The organism is Protofrankia sp. CiP1_Cm_nod4 (assembly GCF_982290645.1).
Map to the genome: position 1 here is coordinate 1 of NZ_CEVIVC010000125.1, position 6,503 is coordinate 6,503.

General features: G+C 70.8%; 7 protein-coding genes. 2 read left to right on the forward strand and 5 right to left on the reverse strand.

From position 1 onward, the window contains the following. A partial coding sequence (locus AC5LSR_RS19080) for a DUF3516 domain-containing protein (protein WP_493468754.1) occupies window positions 1-396 on the forward strand: 396 nt, incomplete at its 5' end. A gap of 261 nt (window positions 397-657) precedes the next feature. On the opposite strand, the gene ybiA is transcribed toward AC5LSR_RS19080, so the two are convergent. Both ybiA and AC5LSR_RS19090 read right to left on the reverse strand, forming a co-directional pair. Next, window positions 658-1,287: a riboflavin biosynthesis intermediates N-glycosidase gene (gene ybiA / locus AC5LSR_RS19085; protein ID WP_250285676.1), complete on the reverse strand. Its 630-nt coding sequence runs from the start codon at window positions 1,285-1,287 to the stop codon at window positions 658-660. A gap of 222 nt (window positions 1,288-1,509) precedes the next feature. Next, window positions 1,510-1,743: a hypothetical protein gene (locus tag AC5LSR_RS19090; protein WP_250285675.1), complete on the reverse strand. Its 234-nt coding sequence runs from the start codon at window positions 1,741-1,743 to the stop codon at window positions 1,510-1,512. A gap of 539 nt (window positions 1,744-2,282) precedes the next feature. Here AC5LSR_RS19090 and AC5LSR_RS19095 point away from each other — a divergent pair. Then, window positions 2,283-3,287, forward strand: a complete 1,005-nt coding sequence (locus AC5LSR_RS19095; protein ID WP_250285674.1) for an exodeoxyribonuclease III — start codon at window positions 2,283-2,285, stop codon at window positions 3,285-3,287. Window positions 3,288-3,454: 167 nt separating this feature from the next. On the opposite strand, the gene AC5LSR_RS19100 is transcribed toward AC5LSR_RS19095, so the two are convergent. From AC5LSR_RS19100 to AC5LSR_RS19110, 3 genes are all read right to left on the reverse strand, one after another. After that, window positions 3,455-3,991 (reverse strand): Hsp20/alpha crystallin family protein, encoded by a 537-nt coding sequence (locus tag AC5LSR_RS19100; protein ID WP_250285673.1) that lies wholly within the window; start codon window positions 3,989-3,991, stop codon window positions 3,455-3,457. 414 nt (window positions 3,992-4,405) lie between these two features. Then, complete coding sequence (locus AC5LSR_RS19105; RefSeq protein WP_493464488.1) at window positions 4,406-5,158, reverse strand: ABC transporter permease; 753 nt, start codon at window positions 5,156-5,158, stop codon at window positions 4,406-4,408. 214 nt (window positions 5,159-5,372) lie between these two features. Then, on the reverse strand, window positions 5,373-6,350 hold the full coding sequence (locus tag AC5LSR_RS19110; protein WP_250285671.1) for an ABC transporter ATP-binding protein: 978 nt from the start codon (window positions 6,348-6,350) through the stop codon (window positions 5,373-5,375). Window positions 6,351-6,503: the final 153 nt, after the last annotated feature.

Below are 6,503 nucleotides of genomic sequence, written 5' to 3' on the forward strand. Positions count from 1 at the left end.
GACGCCGCACCCCCGGCGCCCCCCGCGATCACCGCCAACGTCCGCGCGTTCCGGGTGCTCGTCCGCAACGCGCTGTTCCGCCGGGTGGAGCTGGCCGCGCTGCGGCGTTACGACGACCTCGGCGCGCTCGACGCGGACGCGGGCTGGGACGCCGACCGGTGGGCGGGTGCGCTGCGGCCGTACTTCGACCTCCACGACGAGATCGGGACCGGCCCCGACGCCCGCGGCCCCGGATTCCTGATCATCAACATCGAGCCGGGCCGCTGGGCGTTGCGGCAGATCTTCGCCGACCCGGCCGGCGACCACGACTGGGGCATCAGCGCCGAGGCCGACCTCGCCGCCTCCGACGAGGCCGGCACCGCCGTCCTGCGCGTCACCGCCGTCGACCAGCTCTGATCCGCTTCGTAAGCCGTCCGGCTACCCCCATGCGGGGTGATCCCGAAGGCGTCCGAGGTACTGACCCCCGACCAGTGCGCACCACACACCACCCCACCGGCAACCCCATCCGACCAGCAACCCCACCGTCCCCACGCTCCGAGTTCAGCCCATGCGAACGAGTGTGTAAGTGGCTGTCCCAGCAACCACTTACACACTCGTTAACCACTTACGTGCTCGTTCCCACGAAAAGGGACACGTGGGGGGCGGGGAGGGGTGCGATCATGGTGCGGAGTCGCGGGACTCGGCGTCGCGGAGCATGGTGCGTACGCGCATGAGGGCGAAGCCGAGCAGGTTGCGCCCGGGCCAGGCCGAGGGCTGGTGGGCGCGGCTGTCGTCGGCGGCCAGGCCGATGCCCCACACCCGGTCCAGCGGGCTCGCCTCCACCAGGATGCGGTCCCCCGTGCCGAACAGGTAGTTGCGCAGCGACGGATGCTGGGAGAACTTCGCCGCATTGCCCTGGACCACGATGTCGAAGCAGTGCTCGTTCCACACCGTCTCGTCGAAGCCGCGGACCTGCCGCCCGTGCTTCTTCGCGGCGGCGGGGTCGGAAGTGGCGAGAACGCCCCGCGCGGCAACAAGATCGCCGAATAACCGGGCCTTGCCTTCCATCATGAAGTGCTCGGCCGTGGGGTAACGCACCCCGTTCACAGTGAAGGCGGACGGCCACCACTGGCTCAGGCATCCCGTACCGACGCCGCGGGCACCACCGCGCGGTGACCGGTGACCCCAGAAGAACAGAAGATCCAGTTCCTGCCCGGCCTGTTCCAGCAGGACCAGGTCCTCGACCTGGGACACGCTCTGCGGTGTGGCTGGTCTCTCCGGTGTGGTTGGCGTGGTCGGTATGGTCACGGCCCTGATGGTCGCACGAGCGGCCCGGCCATCAACAGCGCTTCAACAGCATTCGTCCCAGCGCGAACCAACCCGAGCCCAACCAGGGCGGACGTCCAGCGCGAAAACCGCGGAACCGGCCGGCCGGCCGGCTGCCACGAAGGCTCTGACCGCCACGGATACTTACTGATCAACTACCGTAGACGGCTGATCGCCGTGGGCATCGGCCGCTGTCAGCACTGGTTACCCTGAGCACCTGTTGTCGATCCAGTCGGCGAGCTGCCCCCGGAGCTCAAGATTCCCGGGGTCGCGCGACACCTGGTCGGCGAGCTGTCGGACGTTCCCGTCCGGCGCGAGATCGCGGACCGTCAGGGCGACCAGCCGGGCCACGTCCACGCTCGCGCGCACGTCCGCCGTCCGGGCCTCGATCTGCGAGCAGAGCGCGTCGGTGCCGGCTCGCCTGGTCTCTTCGGACACCGCGCCGCAGCCAGCCAGGCCGACGGCCATCACCACTGCGGCGGCCGTGCCGGCCAGCGCGCCGACCGCCCGGCCGCGCCGGGCACGCCCGGGAAGCCTGGCTCGGCCGGAAGCCTGAGCGTGGCCGGAAGGCCAGATGTGACCGGAAGGCCAGATGTGACCGGGAGGACGGGTGTGACCGGGAGGACGGGTGTGGTCGGGAGCCGTGGTGGGCATGATCCGGTCTTCCTCCTGACGTTCGGCAGGCCGCCGGCTCCTGGCGCCCTCGCAACCGGCGGTCGTTGGCGGCACACGTTGGCGGCACAGCGGGCGGCATCGTGAGCGGCGCTGTCGCGGACGGTGTCCCAGCCGATCGTAGCGATCGGGGACGATCTGTCCGCCGGCACCGGCCACCAGCCCGCGCACCGGACCGCGGGCCGCGCGCCACGCGCCACGCGCGCCACACACCGGACACCGGTCCACGGGCACCGGTCCACGGACACCGGTCCACGGGCACCACTGTCGTCGGCGCCGGTGTCGACGGACTAACGTCGGATGCTGTGCGGGTGGCAACCTGGAACATCAACTCGGCGAAGGCACGGCAGGCCCGTCTGATCGAATGGCTGGACCGGGCCCAGCCGGACGTCGTGTGCCTCCAGGAGACCAAGCTCTCCGACGCGGCCTTCCTCGAGCTCTTCGACGAGGATCTCTTCCGGCGCGGTTACCGCGTCGCCCATCACGGTGACGGACGCTGGAACGGCGTCGCGATCTTCTCCCGGCTCGGGCTCGACGACGTCGAGGCCGGGCTCGTGGACGGCCCGGGCTTTCCCGCGCCCGAGCCGCGAGCACTGGCCGCGACCTGCGGCGGCATCCGGATCTGGTCACTGTATGTGCCGAACGGACGCGCGGTCGACGACCCGCACTACGCGTACAAGCTCACCTGGCTCGCCGCGCTTCGCGCGTCCGTCGAAAAGGTCCTCCCGGCCGCCCCGGTGATCGCCTGCGGCGACTTCAACATCGCTCCGACCGACGCCGACGTCTGGGATCCCGCCGCCTTCGCCGGCGCCACGCACGTCACCGACGCCGAGCGGCGGGCGCTGCATGAGCTGACCGGCCTCGGCCTGGTCGACGTCATGCGCAGACGCTGGCCGGACGAGCAGGTCTTCACCTACTGGGACTACCGGGCGCTGATGTTCCCGAAGAACATGGGCATACGCATCGATCTTCTCCTCGCCAGCGACAACCTGCTCGACCGGGTACGCGCGGTGTGGGTCGACCGGCAGGCCCGCAAGGGCACGGGCACCTCCGACCACGCGCCGGTGATCGTCGACCTCGACGAGGCACCGGACGGCGACATCGGCCCGATGGTCCCGCCTCCGTCCCCACCGCGGGCGGCCGGCACCCGACGCCGCGCGCCGGGCAGCCCGGGACGGATGGAAGCGGGACGAACCGCGGCGGAGCCGGACGCGGCAGGCCGTCACCGCGCCGGCCCGGACACCCCCGGCCCGGACGCCACCAGCCCGGACGCCCCGGAGGCGGGCACCCGGGATACCCGGACGGACTGACCGCCGCGCCACGGAACGGAAAGACCCGGCCGCGGCACGGCGGTGACAGCTCGGTGATGAGCCGGTCCGGTGGCGCCGCGGACCGGCCCGGCGCCACCGGGCGGCAGGCCGCCGCCGCGGTCAACCACCCGCGGTCAGTGGCCGGCGTCCGTCTCAGCCCTCGACCGTCAGCCCTCGACCGTCGGCGTGTGCCCTGGCTCGTCCGAGTGGCTCTCCGAGCTGTCAGCCGGCCCGGCGCTCGGCAGCACCGAGGACGCGCCCGGGCTGACCGGGATGCGCGTCCCGTAGGCGGGTGCGAGCGCGCCCGCGAGCCGGACCGAGAGCACGCCCTTGTCGTAGGTCGCGGAGATCTGGTCGGCACCCACTCCCTCCGGCAGGTTGAACTCGCGGTGGAAGGCACCGTACCGGCGTTCCCGCACGACGACGTGCCCGTTGTCACTCTCACGGCCGTCGGCGCGCTCACCGCGGATGACCAGCCGGCCGCGCTCCAGCTCGACCGCGACGTCCTTCTCGATGTCGGCACCGGGAAGCTCGAGGTGAACAACGACGTCGTTGCCCTCGGTAACCACGTCCGCCAACGGAGCGAAGCCGAGGCGAGGCGCCCGCGCCCGCTCGGAGGCATCCCAGCTGCGGCGGACGATCTCGTGGAACTCGCGGTCCAGCCGACCGAAGGCAGCGAACGGCTCCCACAGGTAGGTGCTCATGGCTACTCCCTTCCTTCCAGCCTCGACCCCTGCACCGGTCAACTACCAAGCAACGACTAACATTACCGGATCGGGATCGTCTCAGTGTTGTTGAGTCTAGCAGACTCATTCTTATGAACAAGAAGTGAAGAAGAATAGTTCCCGATGCCGTAGCATCCTTCCGTCCGACCGGCCGTTGCGACCATCCGCCTCGGCGTTACTCCCACCGGCCAGACGCGACAGGGCCGACAGCAGGGCAGACAGGGGCAGACAGGGGCAACGCCGGACGGCCGGCAGCGGAGCAAAAGGCATGGTGCCGTGAGAGAGCGGGAACGCGCGGCGGCGGAACGGGCCGGCCGGCAGGCGGCACGAGGCGGGGCGGCGGAAGCGGCAGGACGGCGACGGCGACGCGGTCACGAGCCGGGCGCGGTCCGCTCAGGCGTCCCGCGCGAGCATCGACCATGCCCCGCCGAGCAGCGCGAGTGCGGTGTAGACACCGAGCAGCGCGATGCTTGCCCCGGCGGACAGGCTCATGGCCGGCGGGTTCACGGTGACGACCGAGACGGCCATCGTCGCCGGCAGGTAGGGCAGGACGTTCTCCTGCAGTTCCCCGGGCAGGAACTGGACGGCGATCTGCAGCACCACCATGACACCGAACAGGACGCCCAGCGCGCCCGCGGTGTGGCGGATGACGGCCGCGACGCCCAGCCCGATCAGCCCGATCAGCGTGAGGTAGGCGGTTGCGCCGAGGACGATCCGGACGATTTCCGGATCACCGAACGAGGCCTGCTGGCCGGCCGGCCGCAGTAGCAGCTGCCCGAGCGCGAAGGCGGCCAGGCAGGCGACGAGCGCACCGGCCAGCACCACCCCCGCGAAGACCGCGGCCTTCGCCGCGAGCACGACCAGCCGGTTGGGGACGGCCGCGAAGGTCGTCCGGATCATTCCGCTGCCGTACTCCGAGCTGATCATGAGGACGCCGAGCACGCCCAGCGCGATCTGGGCCACGAAGATCCCGCTGAGGCTGAGCGCGGCCGGCTCCCCGCCGACGTCCCCGCCCTGGCTGGCAGCCGCCCCACACGCGATCGCGGCCAGGCCGACGGTGAGGACGAAGGCGGCGAACAGGGTCCAGTACGTCGACCGGACGGTCCACAGCTTCGTCCACTCGCAGCGCAGGGCATTACCGAACATGTCGAGAGCTGGCCTCCGGCCGGCAGCCGCGGACGGCCAGCGCGAAGCGGCATGGCCGGGCCGGACCGCGGGCCCGCCCGGCCATGCGCTGTCGACGGGGCCGGTGGGCTCCCAGGACGTGGCGTCCGGAGACGCGATGTCCGAAGAGATGACGTCCAAAGAAATGGCGTCCGAAGAGATGGCGGGTGTGGGTGCGGCGTCCGGGGGCATGGTGTCAGGGCCTCGATCCGACGGTCGTGGGTGTGCCGGGGGATGTGTTGGGGGAGGCGGCCGGAAGGGGGTCCAGCTCGGTCCGGTAGTCGACCGAGTCCCGGGTCAGATCCATGAAGGCCTCTTCCAGGGAGGCCTGCTGGATCGACAGTTCGTGCAGGACGACACCGTGGGCGGCGGCCAGCTCACCCACCGCGGACGCGTCCGTCCCCAGCACCTCCAGGGCCCCGTCCGGCCCGGGCTGCACGCACACGCCCGCCAGGTCCCGGGCCAACAGCGTTGACAGTTGCCCGGCCTGCGGCGAGCGCACCCGGACCCGGTTGCGCGAACTGCGGGAAAGCAGGTCCGTGACGCTCGCGTCCGCGACGAGCCGGCCCCGTCCGATCACGATGAGATGGTCGGCGGTCAAAGCCATCTCACTCATCAGATGGCTGGAGACCAGCACCGTCCGTCCTTCGGCGGCCAGCTGTTTCATCAACGCGCGAATCCACCGGATGCCTTCCGGATCCAGGCCGTTCACAGGTTCGTCGAAAAGAAGCACGCCCGGATTTCCGAGCAACGCGGCCGCCACTCCCAGACGCTGTAACATCCCGAGTGAAAATGTGCGGATCCGCCGGCGGGCGACTGTGGCGAGGCCCACCATTTCCAGCACGGTGTTCACCCGGGACGGGCTGATGCCGTTACTGCGCGCGATACACAGCAGGTGGCTGGACGCGCTGCGGCCGCCGTGCACGGCACGCGCGTCCAACAGCACTCCCACCTCGCACAACGGTCGCCGGATCGACGCGTACGGCCTGCCGTTGACCCGGATCTCGCCCATGGTCGGCAGGTCCAGGCCGACAACGGCGCGCATCGTTGTCGACTTTCCCGCTCCGTTCGGCCCGAGAAATCCGGTAACCCGGCCGGGAAGGACCTGGAACGAAAGGCCGTCCACCGCGACGACTGATCCGTAGCGTTTGGTCAGCCGATCAACTTCGATCATCTGTCTCCATCCGGACCGTGTACGGACTGCCCCGGTGCCGGCCATGGCCACCGACCGGCTCCTGCCTGAGGAAACCCCAGACGCGGCTACCCGGGATACTCGTTGTCCTCCGGCCGACACCGGTGGCCGGAGGACAACGGCGCCGGCCGCCCG

Excerpts from the sequence above, each read along its gene's own strand:
- AC5LSR_RS19100 (WP_250285673.1), bottom strand. The coding sequence starts at position 3,991 with ATGAGCACCTACCTGTGGGAGCCGTTCGCTGCCTTCGGTCGGCTGGAC.
- AC5LSR_RS19105 (WP_493464488.1), bottom strand. The coding sequence starts at position 5,158 with ATGTTCGGTAATGCCCTGCGCTGCGAGTGGACGAAGCTGTGGACCGTC.
- AC5LSR_RS19110 (WP_250285671.1), bottom strand. The coding sequence starts at position 6,350 with ATGATCGAAGTTGATCGGCTGACCAAACGCTACGGATCAGTCGTCGCG.